This window comes from Amycolatopsis sp. SID8362, assembly GCF_010550475.1.
Taxonomy (GTDB): domain Bacteria; phylum Actinomycetota; class Actinomycetes; order Mycobacteriales; family Pseudonocardiaceae; genus Amycolatopsis; species Amycolatopsis eburnea.
In genome coordinates this window covers 1-1,081 of the sequence record NZ_JAAGNB010001852.1, presented here as the reverse complement: position 1 = coordinate 1,081, position 1,081 = coordinate 1, and the positions used below count along the sequence as shown (strand labels likewise).

Below are 1,081 nucleotides of genomic sequence, written 5' to 3'. Positions count from 1 at the left end.
CGGTGTCCGTGTTCCGGCCCGGAGTGTCGGAGCTGCTGGCTCGACGGCTCTGAACGCGCAAGGCCACAATGGAGCCCATGGTCACCGGTGACGAGGTACGGGCCTTCGCGGCCACGCTCCCCCGCGCGTATGAAGCGATCGTGCGCGACCGGGTCAAGTTCCGCATCGGGCAGATCGTCTTTCTCGCGCTGTCGCGGGACGAAACCCTGATGGGCTTCGCCTTCCCGCGCGAGCAACGCGACGCGCTGATCGCGGGCGAGCCGGAGAAGTTCCTGCTGCCCGAGCCGTCCGACCTGCGGTTCCGCTGGGTGCGCTGCCGGCTGGCCGCGATCGACGCCGATGAGATGCGCGAACTCGTCGTCGAGGCCTGGCGGATGTGCGTGCCGAAGAAGGTGTCGAGCGCCTATCTGGACACCCACCCCCTCTGAGCGCGGGCTTCGGCCTCGGCGAGTGCCTTTCCCGTCACCACGAAGAGCCCGGCGGCCACCCCGAATGCCGGCACGGCCATCACGGCGAAGACCGCGTGCAGCCCGAACGCCTGCGCGAGCGCGCCGCCGGCCAGCGCGCCGAGCGACTTCGTGCCCCACGCGACGAGCCGGTGGCTGCTGGTGAGGCGGCCGAGCAGGCGGTCCGGCGTGATCCGCTGGCGCAGGGACACCATCACCACGTTCGAGACCAGGATCGCCGCGCCGCCGGCGAAGAACGCCGCGCCCACGACGTACGGGTTCGCGGTGACGGCGAGCACGCCGACCGGCAGCCCGCCGGCGAGCCACGACACCCAGAGCGCGCGGACGCGGCCGAGCCGGCGTTCCACCGCTTCGGCGAGCAGCGAGCCGGCCAATCCGCCGGCGGCGATCATCGCCGTGAGCAGCCCGAAAGCCGGCCCGGACAGCCCCATCGCCGAGCCGGGGCCGACCGCGTGCAGGACCAGGACCGCGAACGTCGCCCCGGTGGCGAAGTTGAACGTGGCGACCATCAGGGAGAACGTCCGCAGGATCCGGTGGCGCACCAGGAACCGCAGGCCTTCGGCGATGTCCGCGCGGAGGGTGGCGGGCTCGTCCCCGCGCGGGACCCGGTACGA

2 protein-coding genes are annotated in these 1,081 nt (G+C 72.4%); one reads left to right on the top strand and one right to left on the bottom strand.

Annotated features, from left to right (window positions below):
- The first annotated feature begins 77 nt into the window (after positions 1–77).
- Positions 78–428: an MmcQ/YjbR family DNA-binding protein gene (locus G3I65_RS56155; RefSeq protein WP_125315407.1), complete on the top strand. Its 351-nt coding sequence runs from the start codon at positions 78–80 to the stop codon at positions 426–428.
- On the opposite strand, the gene G3I65_RS56150 is transcribed toward G3I65_RS56155, so the two are convergent.
- Positions 404–1,081: MFS transporter (locus G3I65_RS56150; protein ID WP_160704809.1), on the bottom strand; the 678-nt coding region annotated here is incomplete at its 5' end. The two genes, G3I65_RS56155 and G3I65_RS56150, sit on opposite strands and share 25 nt — an antisense overlap.

Bases quoted from the DNA above. Each gene is read 5' to 3' on its own strand.
- G3I65_RS56155 (WP_125315407.1), top strand. From the start codon at position 78: ATGGTCACCGGTGACGAGGTACGGGCCTTCGCGGCCACGCTCCCCCGC.